Source organism: Endozoicomonas sp. ALC013, from assembly GCF_049310205.1.
Lineage (GTDB): Bacteria > Pseudomonadota > Gammaproteobacteria > Pseudomonadales > Endozoicomonadaceae > Endozoicomonas.
Genome location: NZ_JBLYNS010000016.1, coordinates 1 through 17,073 on the forward strand (window position 1 = coordinate 1; position 17,073 = coordinate 17,073).

At 47.7% G+C, this 17,073-nt stretch carries 16 protein-coding genes and 1 pseudogene; 6 read left to right on the top strand and 11 right to left on the bottom strand.

Annotated features, from left to right (window positions below; translation table 11 throughout):
• Positions 1–401 precede the first annotated feature (401 nt).
• From ACO6V1_RS05280 to ACO6V1_RS05295, 4 genes are read right to left on the bottom strand one after another with little or no spacing between them, the layout of a single operon-like run.
• Positions 402–2,210 carry a hypothetical protein gene (locus ACO6V1_RS05280; protein ID WP_422446809.1) on the bottom strand — a complete coding sequence of 603 codons (1,809 nt, stop codon included), beginning with the start codon at positions 2,208–2,210 and terminating at the stop codon, positions 402–404.
• Positions 2,211–2,228: 18 nt separating this feature from the next.
• Entirely contained in the window at positions 2,229–3,143 is a 915-nt protein-coding gene (locus tag ACO6V1_RS05285; protein WP_422462148.1) for a hypothetical protein, read from the bottom strand.
• A gap of 2 nt (positions 3,144–3,145) precedes the next feature.
• Positions 3,146–3,550 (bottom strand): TerB family tellurite resistance protein, encoded by a 405-nt coding sequence (locus ACO6V1_RS05290; protein ID WP_422446805.1) that lies wholly within the window; start codon positions 3,548–3,550, stop codon positions 3,146–3,148.
• A 50-nt stretch (positions 3,551–3,600) separates the two neighbouring features.
• On the bottom strand, positions 3,601–5,490 hold the full coding sequence (locus ACO6V1_RS05295; RefSeq protein ID WP_422446803.1) for a hypothetical protein: 1,890 nt from the start codon (positions 5,488–5,490) through the stop codon (positions 3,601–3,603).
• A gap of 103 nt (positions 5,491–5,593) precedes the next feature.
• Here ACO6V1_RS05295 and ACO6V1_RS05300 point away from each other — a divergent pair, with 103 nt between their 5' ends.
• From ACO6V1_RS05300 to ACO6V1_RS05315, 4 genes are all read left to right on the top strand, one after another.
• Positions 5,594–5,719, top strand: a complete 126-nt coding sequence (locus tag ACO6V1_RS05300; RefSeq protein ID WP_422446801.1) for a transposase — start codon at positions 5,594–5,596, stop codon at positions 5,717–5,719.
• 106 nt (positions 5,720–5,825) lie between these two features.
• The gene (locus ACO6V1_RS05305; protein WP_422446799.1) at positions 5,826–6,104 is read left to right on the top strand and encodes a hypothetical protein; all 279 of its coding nucleotides are present in this window, start codon (positions 5,826–5,828) and stop codon (positions 6,102–6,104) included.
• A gap of 47 nt (positions 6,105–6,151) precedes the next feature.
• Positions 6,152–6,388: a hypothetical protein gene (locus ACO6V1_RS05310; protein WP_422446797.1), complete on the top strand. Its 237-nt coding sequence runs from the start codon at positions 6,152–6,154 to the stop codon at positions 6,386–6,388.
• A 302-nt stretch (positions 6,389–6,690) separates the two neighbouring features.
• Positions 6,691–7,050 carry a transposase gene (locus ACO6V1_RS05315; protein WP_422466097.1) on the top strand — a complete coding sequence of 120 codons (360 nt, stop codon included), beginning with the start codon at positions 6,691–6,693 and terminating at the stop codon, positions 7,048–7,050.
• Positions 7,051–7,514: 464 nt separating this feature from the next.
• Here the strand turns inward: ACO6V1_RS05315 and ACO6V1_RS05320 are convergent, their stop codons facing one another.
• A complete protein-coding gene (locus ACO6V1_RS05320) occupies positions 7,515–8,345 on the bottom strand; it encodes an ion transporter (RefSeq protein ID WP_422446793.1) in 831 nt (276 codons plus the stop codon).
• Between the two features lie 205 nt (positions 8,346–8,550).
• Between ACO6V1_RS05320 and tnpA the strand changes: the two genes are divergently transcribed.
• Together tnpA and ACO6V1_RS05330 are read left to right on the top strand one after the other, a co-directional pair.
• The gene (tnpA, locus tag ACO6V1_RS05325) at positions 8,551–8,892 is read left to right on the top strand and encodes an IS66 family insertion sequence element accessory protein TnpA (RefSeq protein ID WP_422446791.1); all 342 of its coding nucleotides are present in this window, start codon (positions 8,551–8,553) and stop codon (positions 8,890–8,892) included.
• A gap of 170 nt (positions 8,893–9,062) precedes the next feature.
• A pseudogene (locus ACO6V1_RS05330) lies at positions 9,063–10,341 on the top strand (IS66 family transposase).
• A 160-nt stretch (positions 10,342–10,501) separates the two neighbouring features.
• Here the strand turns inward: ACO6V1_RS05330 and ACO6V1_RS05335 are convergent.
• From ACO6V1_RS05335 to ACO6V1_RS05360, 6 genes are all read right to left on the bottom strand, one after another.
• Positions 10,502–10,801, bottom strand: a complete 300-nt coding sequence (locus tag ACO6V1_RS05335) for a hypothetical protein (protein WP_422446789.1) — start codon at positions 10,799–10,801, stop codon at positions 10,502–10,504.
• A gap of 184 nt (positions 10,802–10,985) precedes the next feature.
• Positions 10,986–12,206: a type II secretion system F family protein gene (locus ACO6V1_RS05340; protein ID WP_269673042.1), complete on the bottom strand. Its 1,221-nt coding sequence runs from the start codon at positions 12,204–12,206 to the stop codon at positions 10,986–10,988.
• A gap of 325 nt (positions 12,207–12,531) precedes the next feature.
• Positions 12,532–13,335, bottom strand: a complete 804-nt coding sequence (locus ACO6V1_RS05345; RefSeq protein WP_422446787.1) for a symmetrical bis(5'-nucleosyl)-tetraphosphatase — start codon at positions 13,333–13,335, stop codon at positions 12,532–12,534.
• Positions 13,336–13,352: 17 nt separating this feature from the next.
• Positions 13,353–14,159, bottom strand: a complete 807-nt coding sequence (rsmA, locus tag ACO6V1_RS05350) for a 16S rRNA (adenine(1518)-N(6)/adenine(1519)-N(6))-dimethyltransferase RsmA (protein WP_422446785.1) — start codon at positions 14,157–14,159, stop codon at positions 13,353–13,355.
• A 73-nt stretch (positions 14,160–14,232) separates the two neighbouring features.
• Positions 14,233–14,358: a hypothetical protein gene (locus ACO6V1_RS05355; RefSeq protein ID WP_422462142.1), complete on the bottom strand. Its 126-nt coding sequence runs from the start codon at positions 14,356–14,358 to the stop codon at positions 14,233–14,235.
• 129 nt (positions 14,359–14,487) lie between these two features.
• Complete coding sequence (locus ACO6V1_RS05360) at positions 14,488–16,998, bottom strand: CoA transferase (RefSeq protein ID WP_422446783.1); 2,511 nt, start codon at positions 16,996–16,998, stop codon at positions 14,488–14,490.
• Positions 16,999–17,073 lie beyond the last annotated feature (75 nt).

Below are 17,073 nucleotides of genomic sequence, written 5' to 3' on the forward strand. Positions count from 1 at the left end.
TGCTCAAATTTGAACCTGAAAACTTCACGAATTTTACGCATGGACAGTCTCTTCATGATGCAATCCCGTCATCCTTGAAAGGGTCTCAAGAACGAGGGTAACGGTTATTGAAAAAGACTGCGTCGCTGGCTGGAAAAGGGTGGCCGGATGTTACCGGAATGGGTGGCCGGATGTTACCGGAATGGGTGGCCGAATGTTTCCGGAATACCCAATCCTCCTCTTTTAGTTATGGCACTGCCGCATAGGCAACAATTTCACAGAGCATTTCCTCTCATGCCAATCCGGCTTCTTTTTTCAGTATGATGTGGAGTAATCATAGAGCTGAACTGGTATAAAGAGACAACCAAGCAAGCGGTACTTTGTAGAGTCGGCCAGTCTGCAAAAGTACCGCCACCAATTGTTCAGATCACTAATGTGTCCGAGCTCTTTAGTAGGTTCAGGAATTCATTGGTATCCCGTATATCCAGCTTGATCCTGAAGTGGTCGGCCAAGGCATAAACAGATGGGTTCACATCGGCATCATCTTTGATAGCCGCATTGATCCGCTCATTAATGGCTTTTAAGCGTAATCGGTCTTCTGCCAGCTTTTGGATACTCTCAGCGTTAAAGGCATCTGTATTGAGTTTTATTTGTTCAATACGATGGCTGAATATCTCTTCCACTCTTTTGGAACGTAACTCGGCTTTTATTGAAAAAAGGTCAGCCTTGTTCAGAAGATAAACAACTATTGTTGAGGCTATTCCACTCAGGGTTGTCATAGTAATGTCCTTGACAAACCCAGGCATAGCGGAAAGCGGACCTTTCAACAAGGTGTTTTCCAGAGTAAATACGGCGAAAGTGGCCGCTGTTGCGGCAAAGAGCTTGACGATTGCATCAGCTTTCTGGGCTCGACTCATCTCTGATGTGGGACGGGTAAGAATTTTAAAGGCCCCAACCAAGGCCGAAAAACCCTCTGAGATAATGCGCATGACACTACGAAACATCCCTGTCACTAAGTCCAGAACACCCTGAACTAACACTTTGAAAAAATTCTTTATGAAGTCTTTCAAGGACTGCGCTAATGTCGGAAGGATTTCCCGTCTTACATAGGCCATAATGCGAGTGAATCGGAACTTTAAACCTTCTATAGCATCCGATTTGTTTACGCCTTTACCAAACCCGTTACGGATAGCATCATTCATCTCAAACAGTAATGGTTTAATGAAGAGTAGTATTGCGTGGCCAATGGCTTGATAAGCTGTCTGCTCTCCCACTTGTTTGCCTGCTTTGAAAGAAATATTGAGTTTTGCGTTCTTTGCATTTTCTATGGCTTTTTGCTGTGCATTTGTCAGCATTTCTGACACTGCTTGTTTTTCTTTCTCCTTGGCAGCATCATAGGTTTTGTTGCTATGGCGAGATAGATTTTTCAGCTGCTTTTTTTCGCTGGGACTTAAGCGTTCGCCACTGTCTGCTTTTTTCTGCAGTGCATCCTTGGTCGCACGCATTTCCGCAAAACTTTTGGCACCTTTAGCACGGTTAAAACTATTGGATATCTCAATCAGGTTATAGTCACCATCGGTAATGGCTTGCAGATCCAGATTTGTCAGAAATGCATTTTTAGCATATCTATCGTTGATCTGTTTTACTGGTACCACATGATCGGTGTCTGCGGCTTTCCTCTTGTGGCCTTTATTTTCCGCCACAGCCTGTTTGCGATAAACAGTTATACGGCTACCGTCTTCGTTGAACTCAATTGAACTGTATGCTTGTTTGTTTCCCTTGAAGTGCCGATCCTTGTTCGCCTCCAGGTTTGTACGCTTGGTCATGGTTTTGCGTACTTTTTCATCATAATCTCTTGGTGTGCGCATAGCCTCTAGCTGCTGCTTCTGACTGACCGGAGTTTCTGCAACAGAACGGCTGTGATGGTCATAATCGAATGTTTGTATCTCTTCCCAGAGTCGGCTTGCGGAAAGTCCTGTTCTGTCCAGTTTGAGAGACCTGTGGCTGATAATTCCATCCAGTAGATTAAAAGCAATTGGTTGAACCAGTTCATTCACCATGTTCTGGCCTGACTCAAACTCTTCATAGATATCATTGAGAACAGTCAATGAGTCCCGCTGTTCAAAGAGTTCCATGTCTATCAGCACCCGGCTTGCCTGCAGAGGGGATGCCTCTGCAAGCGCACGAGTCATGGCTGAAACATCGAACTGCGGTTGTTGATAATTCGACATAATCAGTTCGTGCCTTCCTTAAGCAGCCTTGAGGGTCTGGGTCATTTGGTAGAGCTTTTGAGCGGACCTTGTTTCCTGTTCAATAACCTCACCAGTCTGAGAGAGATATCCCATTCTGGACATCTGCTTCAAAACAATGGAGAGGTTAAAGAGCGCTTGAAACTCTTCAATGTGAGTAACAGGTAGCAGGCGAAAATCTAACTTGCTACTGAACAGTTCCGGAGAGGCACTCAGCTGGGCAATGCGCTGCGTATTGATACCGTATTCGAAGCGGTCCAACAGTCTGGCGTAACTGATAATCAAGCCATCGAAATATTCTGCAACATTATTGATTGAGCTGATTATTTGGTCAATTTTTACCAAATGGGCATCCATTTTGGCAATTTCTTCGTCAATACGTTTCGCTTCATCCTTAACCTGCTGGAGGGATTCTTTAGCCTTCTTACGGGAGAAAAAACCCAAAGTCAGTACAGAGAGGGCCACTTCTTTGAAAGAAAGGTTATTGAAGTCGATTTTGAACAGATCCTGCTTTGTCCGAACCCCGGTTTGTGTGGAAATTTCCAGAATCTGGTTATCGAAGTACTCTTCAAAAGCAGTGCCAGCAACCCTGACATTATGCAAACGATTTCCAAGGCGCATAAAACGTGGGAATTGCTCATTATATATGGCTTTTTTGTAACCATTGATCGCCATGATTTGCCGCTCAATTTCCTGGCTTTTTAGGGCGACCGCATCTTCGTATTGACGTTGTTTATCCTCAAAGCGTTGAACTGTCTGCTGGTGCAGCCGTTCAGCTTCTTCGAATTTGTCTTTACCAGTAACCGCATTCCACACTTTGGAAGCAGTTTCTTTTACCTTGGTGCAAGCACTTTTTACAGTATTAACAACCGTTGATGCAGCACTCTTGATGCTACTCCACATTCTCCCAAACATGCTTACGCCCCTACCATTCTATAGCCTTCAGAGACCATATCGTTCATTGCCAACACCCAGCGCTCTATTTTACTAACTTCAAAGCTTTCCATATCAAAGTTTTCAACTACCCGGTTCATAAAATCACGCTCGGCGTCACAAGCTTCGTGGTCGGCGAACATAATCCCGAAAAGCTCAATAAGGACAGCCCTTCTTGCAGAAGGCTCTTTAGCTGCAAGCCTGGTAATGGATTGGGTAATATGCTTTTCACTGGTCAGGGGTTGATATCCAGTGAGTTCACATTCATGGACAAAAGCGTCATAGATAGACAGCTCTTCCTGTTTGCTCTCCCCATCCAGTTGCATGAGGTGGAAAGCCAGGTTGAGGAAATGCTTGCGCTCTTCTTTGGATAAAATATTCAAAAACATCCGAAAATCCTTGTTAACTGTCTATTACAGACTCTGTATCTTGGTAAAAATCAAAACTCAACGCGGTTGACGACTTCACCCGCACTGTTGTATTGGTACTCGAAAATCAGATTTTCGTGATCATCAAACTCTTCGCCCTTAACCATTCTGCCACGGTCATCAAATGTCATCCTGTACTTCAGGGCTCCGTCAGCAAAGGTTTGGGAAGCTACCTTTTTATTGTCCTCGTAGATGATTTCTGTAGTCTGACCGGAAGACTTGTCCTCAATTTTGGACACCTTACACTCACCAAGATGCTTAACAAAATCATCGTTTTCAATTGTCAATTCTTTCCCGTTGGCAAGGGAGTTGGTTAATTCGACGGCATTATCTATCTTCAGGTTCTGGATCAGCCCGCCAATCTGTCCAAACAAGATGCTATTGTTCTCCGCCTGATGACTGGACATGGAATCCAGATGTTCTTCAATTTGCGTTTGTGCAAGTTTGACAGTGTTCTCTAGGGTTTTCTGAGATTGAGTCAGGACTGTCTGAAGGGATGATGTAGCTCCAGTCTGCTGCTCACCCAGATGATCCAAGTGATCTGTAATTTTGGCATGAGCCTGAGTTACGGTATTGTTGAGGGTAATCTGATTCTCAACGAATACATCCTGCAAGTATTCAGTGCTGCTGGCTTGATCTTTACCCAAGCTGTTTAAATGTGCAGCAAGTTGTGTATGTGCATGACTTACAGCGTTATCAAGGGAAGTGTGGTGTTCAGTCAGAGCGCTATGCAAGCTCTCTGCCTTGTTGATTTGAGCTTTGCCCTGTTGATCCAGTTGCGCTGAAATTCGAACTCTTACATCTTTTACTTCATTATGAAGGGCAGCCTGTTGTTCGGAAAGGAATTCTTGTAAAGATTCCGTATGGCTACGATTTTCATCGGCAAGGTGACCCAGCTGTTCGGCCAGTTGCGTTTGTGACTGGTTAACGGTGTTATCAATGGATTCATGGTATTCGGCCAGAGCTGTTTTCAGGGAGTCAGCATCAAGGGATTGTTTTTCAGCCAGCTTACCAAGCTGATCTGTAATCCTCTCCTGTACCAGAGTCACAATACTGTCGAGACAATTACGATGCTCGGTAAGGGTACTCTGGAGGGAGTCAGTATTACACGCCTGTTTCTCATCCAGAGCCTCCAGTTTTTCAGTAAGCTGTTTTTGAGCCTGGTTTACGGTTTGGGCAAGTGAGATATAGTGTTTGTTAAAAGTTGCCTGCAGGGACGCAGTATTGGTAGTCTGAGCATCATTCAAAAGCCTAAACTTACCAATAAGCTGGGCGTGATATTCGCCAATCTTGGTACTGGTCACATCAAGGGCATTACCAAGTGCTTTCTGCACAATACCTAATTGCTGCAATTGTGAGTGATTTGCTTTGTTTACCAAGTCCAGAATATTTGCTTCAGTCTTGGATATGACGTCATGCACTGAAGTGAATTGGTTCCTTATGTCACCAGTAAGGCTATTCACAAGCTTTTTATGTAATTGGGTCTGATCTTCATGGGCTTTGAAAACAAGAGATGTAACTGCTTCTTCAAAGGCTTGAACTTGCCGCTCTACCTTCTCGCCCTTCGACTCTATTAATTGCCGTATGGTCTGTAATCGGTTGTCAGCGTCATGATTCAATTGGGTGAGGGTATCGACCACAACATTCCCACTACAAGAAATAGCATTCTTAAGAGATGCATTTGCTTCAGTGGTTTGTAGAGCCAGACTGCTTATAGACGAGGATATATGTGAACTAATCTCATCTTTTTGTAGTAGTTGCTGAGCCCTTAGGCCTCTGCTTTGTACAATGAGATAGATACAAATGCACAAATTAAGAAAGCAAAAAGACAGGGTGGCAGCGGGGAGTTGAAAAAATATCTGTTCCATATCGTGTACTTTTTGTGCGGCAATGTATGCCAATAAAAATGTAATGCATGGTAATACACCAGCCCCCCTGTGTCAGCATAGTTGTCGCCTCTCCTGAATTTAGAAACCTAAACAGGGGGCGGCCAATGAGTGATCAATGGCCCGCTATTCAGAAGAGCTCAAAGAGTCCATCATTCAGAAGATGATGCCACCAAATAATGTGCCTGTTTCTCAGTTGGTACGTGATACTGGTATCTCTGATGTGACTCTTTACACTTGGTGAAAGAAAGCTTTATCTCAAGGAATACCTGTGCCAGGCGATGGAAAAAATCCAGATCAGTGGACACCTGAAAACCAATTAGCCGTAATCATTGAAACAGCGGCCTTAAATGAAGCAGAAATGGCTGAATATTGTTGTAAGAAAAGGCCTTTTTGCTGAACAAATTGAACAGTGGAAACGAGCCTTTATTAGCGGTGTGTCGCCCAAATCTGTCAGACCATCAGAACAACGTAAGGCCTTGACGGTTGAGCAGAAAAAAGACAAGCAAACCATGAGGAAACTCGAACCCGAACTCAAGCGCAAGAACAAGGCATTAGCAGAAACTGCTGCCTTGCTGGTACTCACAAAAAAGGCCCGAGAGATCTGGGGGGAACCAGAGGACGATTAACCCCTCTCCCGGATCGCCAAATTGCATTCAACCTGATCACACAGGCCGTGAAAGCTGGTGCACGCCAGTCGAAAGCTTGCGAGGCTCTTGGCCTTTCAGAAAGAACCGTACAACGTTGGACCCGGGAGGATGCTGTTCAGGCAGATAACTGCAAAAATGCCAACCGGCCTGCTCCCGCTAACAAACTGTCGGTGGAGGAGCGACAGGCGATTATTGATACCTGTAATAGTGATCGCTTTAAAAGCCTGGCACCCCAGTCAGATCGTCCCGGTATTAGCCGATGAGAACCAATATATCGGATCTGAAAGGACGTTTTACCGGGTATTGCACGAGAAAGGTCAACAGTAACTGTTTGGTGATCCCATCCAATGTTCGCGATTACCAGGGGCTGCAGCCATATTGAACTTAAGTACAGGTGCTTGTAGCCCTTGGTAATCAAGGGTCAATAAGGTTTCAGCGAACAGTTACGGTCAACAACACCACCGTGGGCGCGCAGCCAAGCCCAGTCACAGAAAGCCAACGTCGTATTGTGCTACCGGGCCAAATCAGGTCTGGTCGTGGGACATTACCTTTCTTGCGCTCTCCTGTGCGTGGCCAGTTTTACTATCTCTATCTGGTGATAGACATATACAGCCGTATGATAGTGGCTTGGGAAATCCATGAGAATGAGTCTGCTGAACATGCCTCGCAGATGATTACCAAAGCCTGTATTCGCCACGGAATAGCAGCTTTGGAGAGGACATTGGTCTTACATTCAGACAATGGCAGCGCTATGAAAGGTGGCACTATGTTGTCCACACTGCAGAGGCTGGGCGTGGTCAGCTCATTCAGGAGTCCAAGGGTTAGTGATGACAATCCGTTTGCTGAAGCCATTTTCAGAACTCTGAAGTATAGGCCAGGTTATCCATGCAAATCGTTTGCTGAGCTTGAGGCGGCTCGCAACTGAGTGCATGGCTTTGCCCAGTGGTATAACGAAGAGCACAGGCACAGCGGAATCAAATTCCTTACGCAGGCTCAAAGGCATCGAGGGGAAACCAAAGAGCTGATGGATAACCGGAAAAAGGTATATCTGTTGGCTAAGCTGCGTCATCCTGAGAGATGGGGCAAAAGAGCAACCCGGAACTGGAACCTGACTGATGAAGTCTGGCTGAATACTGACCGATCTGCTGTCGGGCAGCTAAGTCAGGCTGCGTGAGTTAAGGCAACAACTATGTTGACAAACACCGCAGCGTTCCAGGCAGGGGTGACCTAAGTCGAGAACTTGATAGTCTGTAAGTTGTTAGCAGTTAGTCCCATGGACAATAATGCACAACAAGCGCATCCTGCCCGGATTTAGCACTGAGCAGGATTAATAATAACTATGGCAAGTAATGAAAGTCAGCTGACAAAAACATGTATTAGGCTTGCGACTCACCGAGATTTTTTATTGTTATTACTTACAATTTGATGCAGAAGTCTCTTTATTTCCCTGTTTTCAGCTCTAAGTTCCATTAACTCTTTTTTGATGTCGTTATTATTGTCGCTGACCATTTCATCTACAAAAACAGCATTGGCAAGAGAGAGAGCAACAAATCCACCTAGAATCAGAACGCTGATGACAAACATGTTAATCGCATAATAAAGACTATCGCTCCCCAATGATTTGGCTGCTTCTGGCGCAGCGCCCCAGTTCTCAATGGTGAATATTTGGAAGATTGTATTCATCGCGGTTAGGGGGTTGCCAAAGAACTCAGGCAGATAGTTTGAAAATAGTGCATATCCAAGCATTGAGAAAAAAACCAGCATGATAGCCAGTAGGATCAGGATAGCTTTGGACGCAACTATGGCTCTTGCTAACCCGCGAAGGATATGCTCTGTATTTGGCAGCAGACGCAGTATTCGTAGTAGAGCAAGAATCCGGAATATCCGAAGAAAGGCCACGCCAGACGTTTGCAAAGCCGGAAAAAGCAGTAGGAATAAACTTCCTGTGAGGATTGAGAAGTCAAACCGGTTTTTTCTCGAATGGATGTAACCACGCCATGAATAAGCGTTAATTTTCACGAATGCTTCAATTAGGAAGTAGAGAGTTAAAACCCAGTTGAAAGTATAAATACTATGATGGCTTAGGGCATCATTAGTAAACGCCATTATGACAGCCAAAAAGATGACCAGGGCGGTGACCTTCTCGTTCAGAAAGAGCCTTTCCAGGAAGGATTCAATGAAATCCTTGGGTTGTGACTTGATGTTGGTACTACTCGGCATGTTGTCTCGGCTTGGGAATTACAAACTTAAGTCAGGTGTAGCCATTAACAATTCTGGACTTTTGAGGAGGATATCACCCTTTGCCGACACCAAACAGTCGTGATGACATCACAACTGATATGGCGTAAGTGCATTCAAAACCCACGCCCTACCACTTTAATCTCCACTACGAAATCATAAGCCTCCAGTCTACAAGGAGGCAAGCATGTCTACACACTCCCTCAGAGAGAAGTGGCAACAACGCGTTCAATCCTTGCGTGATTCCGGATTAAGCCAGAGCACCTGGTGTAAGCAGCACAACCTCAGACCAAACCAGTTTTGGTACTGGAGAAAAAAACTGGATGAAGCTTCTTTGCCCGTTACCACCACAACACATAAAGAGGATAAGCCTTCTGCCTTTGTACAAGTCATTCCTGTCTCCCAGGCTGAAGTCGCAGGCACCGCTCTTTCATCGCTCAGCGTCACACTGCCCAGTGGGTTAACGGTCACAGGCTTTGACCAGACCAATCTGAAGTTAGCACAACAACTCATAGGGCTGCTCCAATGAGTCTGCCGGTTATGCGTCCTCCAGTGACCCTTCCCAGAGTCTACCTGCATTGAGACCCGGTCGATTTCCGGAAATCTTCCAAGGGGCTGGCCGTTCTGATTGAGCAGGAGCTTGGCCATAACCCTTTCAGCAGCGAGCTGTATGTTTTCACAAACCGGCAGCGAAATAAAATCAAATGCTTATTCTGGGAAAATACTACTGATCTTGAAGCCTTGATAAAGGTCATTGATCAGCAGGCGGATGTCATTGAGAAAAAATCCTGTGTCATCGCTGAGCAAAAAAAGCGTATCGCCCTGTTGGAAGAGTATTTACGACTTGAGCGAGCCCGCCTTTATGGTCGTAGCTCTGAAAAGAGCAGCCTGCAGGGGGAAATCTTTGATGAAGCAGAGTTGGTTGATTGTGGTGAAGAGGTCCAGAATGAGGCTTCGGAGACAGAAAAGAAACATAAAAAGTCTCAAGGCCGTAGACCACTGTCGCCTTCCCTGCCTCGCTTCCAGGAAAAAATAGAACTGAGTCCTGAAGAGAAAGAAGGGGCTATCGACACCTTCTTCAGCAAAGTCCGGGAAGAGCTGGATATCATCCCTGCCAAGGTGAGAGTAAAAGAGATCCTTCAGGAGAAGGCGGTATTTTTGGAGTCGCAAGACGACAATCAACCAGAAAGACGAATCATCAAAGCCGCTGAGTTGCCCAGGCATCCTATTCCCAAGTCAGCAGTGACAACCTGCATGCTGGCCTACATCATTGTTGCCAAGTTCTGTGATGCCCTGCCTCTGTACCGGCAGGAAAAAATCCTCGCCCGCTACGGTGGTTCGGTCACCCGCACGACTATGGCTAACTGGTTGATGCGTCTGTCCCGGCAACTTCAGGGACTGATCAACCTGATGTACGACCATCAGCGAACAGGACGAGTGATTAATGCTGACGAAACCCGGATACAGGTGCTTAAAGAACCCAGCAAGGCAATAACATCGGACAAATACATGTGGGTCACACTGGGTGGGCCACCGGGACAAACCGCCGTGTTGTTTGAATATGATCCTTCCCGAAGCAAGGAGGTTCCCCTGCGCCTGTTTGAAGGGTTCAGTGGCTACAGAAAAACGTCACCCGGCTGATACCGGATAGTCTTACCCATAAGGCCATGAGCTATGCCCTGAACCAGTGGTCAAAACTGGTGGTTTACTGTGAAGACGGACACCTCAACATTAGCAACGCGGCAGCTGAGAACGCTATCCGCCCCTTCACTGTGGGTAGGCGTAACTGGCTCTTTGCTGATACCCCGAAAGGTGCCAAAGCGAGTGCAACCTACTACAGCCTGATTGAAAGGCGAAGGCCAATGGACTGGAACCGTTCGAATACCTGAGTCACATTTTGAAAGAACTGCCTTATGCCGACACGGTTGAGAAACTGGAGCAGCTTCTGCCTTGGGCAGTGAAAGCATCTAAAGGATAAGTCGTAAAGTTTGGGCTGGCTATGACGATGGTTTTATTGGCGCTTACGTTCTTTTCGATGTCCCTCTCAAACATCGCGAACGAAATTATGTGTTCGTCCATTCAGGTGAAGGTTTTGAAAATCAGGTATCTTGAGTAGATTTGACCAAAAATCTCTAATATCAGCCAAAAGCTGTAAGGAGCGAATCACGGTAGACAGGATTTATTATGCCCATTTCATTGGCAATTATGATTGAATCCTCTCGAGGCAATAAAGGGAACTGATCGTAGATTCTAATTACAGCAGGTTCAAATTCCAGCAGGAGGTAGGTATGGTACTCAAGATCAGATAAAAAGTGGTGAGTGTGAGCCATTTTAATGCCTTTGACCTTTCTGGACCTTCCTTTGGAGGGTACTTCTCTTACTTCAAGCCAAGGTTTACAGACTCCCTCTTCTGAAGTTTCAACCACTTGTTTGTCCACCTCTCAACGTCTTTCTCTGTAACCTTACTTCTCTTAGTTTGCATCACTACCTCACTGTCAACCACAGGCTTGATTGGACAGTGAGAAATATAGTTTAGATCTAAGGTTTGTCGACAATTTAAATTTGGTGTCGACATTTTTGCACCTGTGTCGACACTTTTAATACATTTCTACAGGAGGTTCGTTAAACAACAGACCCCAACTGGAAGATTGGCAGATACATTGCCACAATCAAGCCACCGACCAGTACACCCAGCACCGACATGATGATGGGTTCCATAAGGCTGGTCATGCCATCAACCATATTATCCACTTCTTCTTCATAGAAGGTGGCGACTTTATCAAGCATCTCATCCAGAGAGCCTGACTCCTCACCGATAGAGACCATTTGTATCGCCATAGGCGGGAATATTCCGGTGCTTTTCATGGCAAACTGTAGCTGCTGACCGGTGGATACATCTTCTTTAATTTTTCTTGCCGCATTGGCATAAACGACATTGCCAGCAGCACCGGCGACCGAGTCGAGCGCATCGACCAGGGGAACCCCGGCGGCAAAGGTGGTTGACAGGGTTCGGCCAAAACGGGCAACGGCGGATTTATCCAGAATTTCACCAATAATCGGCAGCTTCAGCATCAGGCGATCCAGACCGTCTCTGGCTGCCTTGGATGACTTCAGTGTCCGTGATATCAGGAAGCCGCCAGCGACCAAAGCGCCGAGGACGATATGCCAATATTCCTGGACAACCTCTGATATGTTGATGACAACCTGGGTAAAGGCGGGTAGCTCAGCACCGAAGCCCTGAAAAACCTCTTCAAATTGAGGGACTACCTTCACCAGAAGGATGACGGTAACGATCATAGCAATAAGCACTACGGCAATTGGATAGTTCATCGCTTTCTTGATTTTTGCCTTGAGGGCTTCGGTTTTTTCTTTGTAGGTAGCGATTCGATCCAGCAATGTCTCAAGTGCTCCGGACTGTTCACCAGAGGCAACGAGATTGCAGTACAGGTCGTCAAAATAATCCGGGTGTTGTCTGAGGGAGTCGGCAAAAGTACTGCCAGAGGCTACTTCATTCTTGATCTTGCCAACCAGATTTCTCATGGCCTCTTTCTCGATACCGCCAGAGGTAATGTCAAAGGCCTGAAGCAGTGGTACCCCTGCCTTCATCATGGTTGCCATCTGGCGGGTGAACAGGGCTATGTCCATGGGCTTGACTTTGCCCCCACCGCCAAGGCTCAGGGAGAGGCTTTTTTTAGAGACTTTGGTCGCCAGGATGCCCTGTTTTCTAAGCTCAGCCTTGACCAGCGCAGCACTGGCACTTTGCATTTCCCCTTTGATCTTTTTGCCGGCTTTATCTTTGCCCTGCCAGACAAAGGTGGCTGTTTTGGTTGGTTTTGCGGCCATTGTATGCGCGATCCATAGCTGTTCTTCTTGATGAGCAGATTATAAGTTTACTTTCGCCCAGTTTATATCAGGGCGTTCATAAAAACAGATAATCCTCTGAAATTGAGAGCTGATTACTGTTTGTTTCGGTCAAATACAGTGGGTCATTAGGGCCTGCTGAGGTTTCACTGCACGTTCAGCGGGATGTGCAGTCTGGCTTTTATAGCCGCCTTCAGGCTGCGGTGAGCCGGTTTGATTAGATCCCCGGTCCACCTTGTGGAAGTAGGCTGCAGGAGCCAACGGACCTGTTACCCTTGGTCAACAGAGCCTGATCTGTCGTGTGTTTTTAATTGAAAACTTCGGTTCGCTGGAAACCGTCCACATTGATCGCAGTCAGGCTTTTACCCCAGACGCAGCCAGTGTCCAGGGCGTGGATATTATCATGACCACTGACCCCTTCCAGCGCTGCCCAGTGACCAAAAATGATCTGCTCTCGAAAGCAGGGGCTCCCGGAAAAGCTGAACCAGGGCGCATAACCGTTTTTCGGGACAGACCCTTTGCTTTCCAGGTCCAGCACGCCATGGTCATTGCAGAAACGCATCTGGGTAAAGTAGGCTGCGGTAAGCCGTAGCCTTTTCTTCAGCTTAAGCTCATCATCCCATGGCTGAGGTTTGGTGTTTTTGAAGATCTTTTTAAGCCATTTGACATGGTCTTCAGAGCGTAGAGCCTGCTCCAGTTCCCGGGCTTGTTCGATAGCCTGGTCAATAGTCCAGACAGGAGGAATACCGGCATGCACCATGGTGATCTTTCTCTGGTCGTCATGGTGCAGCATTGGGCGAAAGCGTAGCCACTGGAGCAACTCATCAGCATCAGGGGCTTCCAGCACTTCAGTCAGGGTGTCTTTGCTTTTCTGCTTGCGAATGCCACAGGCCACGGCCAGAAGGTGCAGATCGTGATTCCCGAGAACGGCGATACAGCTATTGCCAAGACTTTTCAGGTAGCGCAGTGTTGCCAGAGATTCTGGGCCGCGATTGACCATATCACCAGCAACCCAGAGGACATCGTGGTCAGGGTCAAACTTGAGTTTATCCAACAGTTGTCGCAGAGGGTCATAACAACCCTGGATGTCCCCGACTGCGTAGGTGGTCATTGGCTGTTCCCGGGCTGTTAATGTTGTCTATCAGTCAAGTAGTCGGCTATTCGAACAAAATCGGCAAGGCTCAGTACTTCTGGCCGGGCGGCAGGATCCATGGCCAGTGTTTCAAGCTCTTCTGCCTTGAGATGCTGCTTGAGTGTATTACGGATGGTTTTACGCCGCTGGCTGAAAGCATCCCGAACAACCTGTTCCAGTTTCAGAATGTCTTTACAGGGATGAGGTAGCTCATGATACGGAGTCATTCGCACGATGGCTGAGTCGACTTTGGGCGCAGGCTTGAATGCTCCGGGCCCTACCGTAAACAGGTAATCGACCTTGCAGTAATACTGCGCCATGATACCCAGGCGGCCATAGTGTTTTTCCCCCGGTGCGGCAGCCAGGCGCTGAACCACTTCTTTTTGCAGCATGAAGTGCATATCCTGAATCATGCTTGCAAAGCTTAACAGGTGAAAGATTAACGGGGTTGAAATGTTATAGGGCAGGTTACCGATGATGCGCAGTGGCCGGTCATCGGTTGTCAGGCTGGCAAAATCGAACTTCAGAGCATCGGCTTCGTGAATATGAAAGTTCGGGTTCAGGCCAAAGCGCAGGAGCAGAGTAGGAATCAGGTCCCTGTCCAGCTCTACCACGTCCAGTCCACCGGCACGCTCAAGCACGTCGGCGGTCAGGGCTCCCTGGCCGGGACCAATCTCAACCAGATGCTCGCCATGTTTCGGGTTGATCGACGCAACGATCTCACCGATAACGCCATGATCGTGAAGAAAGTTCTGGCCGAAACGTTTGCGGGCCTTATGGTAAGGAACGTCTGTCTGGGGCATGAGGAGTATTGCTCATCTGGGGAGAAACAGTCGATGACCATCAGCCATGAAAAATAGATTGCATGGATATCGGTCAAACTGGCAATAATAACGCCCGACTGCTGTTTTCGCGAGACTTTCCGACAATAGATTCACCGGCAGCCAGTAGTTCCCCGAAGAATGCCTCATCCCCAACGGCGAAATTCGAGATGGTTGCCATGCTCACTTCAGATCATCAAGTAATCCTCAGGGAACTCGCATTATACAGAACCTTTACTTGCCGAAGCGCTATCACCAAATGTAGTACCCTTATGGAAGAAGGTGGCAGGTTATGGCTGCCACCTGATTATCAGCTGGGAAGGAACTCCTTGCCCCAGCCAGTACCTGCAATTCCACGCTCAATCATTGATTGAATAGACTCACTGTCATAACCCATTTCAGCTAACACTTCCCTGGTTGAATGACCAAACCTTTCAGTAGGCGTGGCGGCTACGATAGTTGACTCTGTGGGTCGAATGGAATAATGGTCGATCTGTGTGATCTGGTGGCCGCTGGGATGCTCAGGATAGATCGAGAAGGCAAAGCTGCCCAGGCCGGTACCTGCTTTACCATCGGCAACACGGCTGTATTGCTCTCTGAGATGTTCAATAGCCTGTGGAATGGCCGAAGCTACATTTACCTTATCCAACGCGGACTTCCAGTAAACGGCTGGAGCCCTTTTAAAGGCTTCTGTCAGGTAGTCTGAGAGATTGTCAGCAGTCACTATACCTCCGAGACCTTCTACCTGACCCAGTCTGCCCAGCTCGGAGTCATTGCTGTCCAGATAAATCCATCCCTCCTGTGTTTCATAGAAGTGAGACAGCGCGTTATAACCCAGAGCCTGTCGACCTGAAGGCTCATTAAACGGAACTCTTCCCTGGTAGTCAAAGGCAAAGGGAATCTGTGCCAGATTGGTTACCGCAGACAATGACGTTCTTGCCCGGGTAGGCTGACCTGTTTTCTGGCGGTGGTAGAGAGCAACCGCCATAGCCAGTCCGCCGGAGAAACCGCAGTTGACGTCCAGTGTGCCGAGGTGGGCGTGTTCTTCCGGTGTCTGTGAGCCACCAAAGCGACTCATGATGCCACTGTTGGCCTGAATGATGTCGTCATAACCAATGTAATTGGTTTTTGGACCGGGCAAAGGACCGCCCAGGCAATCCAGGCGGCAGAAGAGAACGCCCGGGTTAATGGCTTGCAGTGATTCGTGGTCCAGACCCAGAGGCTTCATCTGGCGTTCAGGCGCATTGATAACCACTATATCCACTGACTTGACCAATCTGTTGAATACCTCTCGTCCTTCTTCAGACAGGATGTTGACCAGCGCGCTGCGTTTACCAACGCCGGTCTGGAAGGTAAACAGGGTACCAATCAGAGGATCATAAAGAGGGGTGACCGGATCCAGCTTAATCACTTCGGCACCAAAGCGTGCCATAAAGGCGGTAGAGTGTGGGCCGGCAATAACATTGGTCAGATCAAGAATTCGCAGTCCGTCCAGCCAGTGCGCGGGGGCTTTCTGCTGGCGGCGAGCGGCAAACCGGTTCTGGTCATCTTCGTCCGTGACTGTATTCAGCGCAAAGAGGGCCTCTTCATAGCTGACATTCTTGCGCGGAGCGGGAGTAATCATTTGTCCGGCAAACTCTTCCAGCCAGGCAATGGGGCCAGGTTGTTTCATCAGACCATAAACGGGGTCATTAACCTCAACGATCAGGCCAGACTGGTTGGTGTGCTCATCATTCACCCACTCCCGGGTTGTTCTGTGAGGAGCGCCTGGAATCTGTCCTTCACCGAAAATCTCTCCCCATTCTTGTGAGGTTTTGGTCAGGAATACTTTCTTCATTTTGGCTGCAATGATGTCAGCCCATTTCTTCGGTAATGGATAGACGCCTATGGACGTTTCACCATCCCACTCCTTAATGGGCTGGTGCAGATCTTTAACGTCTGGCAGTCCCTCAGCCAGCAGCTCGTCATAAATACCCAGAGCCTCCAGGCAGCGGCGGGCATGATTACGGTGGGATGGGCATACGCAGTAGAACATACGGCCATCGGCGCATTCATAGGTTCGGTAGAAGGGGTCCAGGTACTCCTGAAGCGCATCATAGCTGAGAGCCATGGGAATGTTGTTGCTCTTGCGATGCTCGATCTCATGTTCACGCATGGTTTTGTAGCGCTCTGGCAATCCTTCGACAACGTAAGAATTATAGGAGAGGCCCTCCATCATTGCGGCAACAATAGGGACTTCAATGTGATCACCTCTACCGGTTTTCTCACGTGCGGTGAGCGCCAGAACCACTGAGCTGGCTGCCAGGGATGTGGCGTAGGAAGAGGCCAGAGGCAGAGGGGAAAAACTTGGGTTCAAACCCATCAAAATTCGGTTGAATCCCATGTCCGTGAAGGCACCAGCAGTAGCAGCAACAACCGCTTCAGTGGCTTTCCACTCCCTTCTCAACTGGTCATTACTGGCAAAGCCGGGAATCGACAATGAGATAAGGTCGGGGCGTGATTCTCTCAATTGCTGAAAATCGATGCCCAGACGTTTCATTACGTCGGGTCTGAAGCTCTCGATGACGATATCGGCTTTTTCAATCAATGACAGTGCCTGGAGCAAGCCAGACTCAGTTTTAAGATCAAGCTTCAGGCAGAGTTTGTTTCTATTTAGAACGGCATTGGCGGGATGGTCCCATTGAGGACCTTCGGGTGGATCAATATGGACAACGGTTGCGCCCAGATCGGCCAGCGCCATGGCAACAGCCGGACCGGCAATCTGCTGGCCAAAATCAACAACCCTGACACCATTCAATGGCAATTTATTCTTATTGTGCATCTGGTAATCCTGCTAATAAAGAGGCAGAGCTTTATTAAAATACGGTGCGTTCATTGCACGCGTTTATGCAAGGAA